1 protein-coding gene is annotated in these 338 nt (G+C 37.9%); it reads left to right on the top strand.

The features are described from left to right. Window positions 1–24 precede the first annotated feature (24 nt). On the top strand, window positions 25–338 hold a 314-nt coding region (locus tag LOK41_RS28730), incomplete at its 3' end, for a GerAB/ArcD/ProY family transporter (protein ID WP_241819471.1).

Genomic DNA, 338 nt, shown 5'->3' with positions numbered 1-338 from the left:
AAAGCCGAAAGGAAGTGACTTTCAATGATTAGCAGACCCCAAGACCGAATTAAGACATCGCAAGCAGTTGTTATCGTCATTAATTTTATACTTGGAACAGGAATCCTTACCCTACCCAGAGCATCTATGGAAAAAGTGAAAACACCGGATGTATGGATAAGTGTGATTTTAGGTGGGATAATCGCGATGGTTACAGGAGTAATTATGGTTAAATTAAGTCAACAGTTTCCCGAAAAAACCTTTTATCAATACAGCCAAGAAGTTGTAGGGAAATGGACAGGGAGGTTATTTAGCTTACTTGTTGTATGTTATTTTCTTGCAACTTCAGGGTTTCAAAT

The sequence above is a fragment of the Bacillus sp. TL12 genome, from assembly GCF_022625245.1.
Lineage (GTDB): Bacteria > Bacillota > Bacilli > Bacillales > Bacillaceae_G > Bacillus_A.
This window is presented reverse-complemented; position numbering and strand designations above follow the sequence as displayed.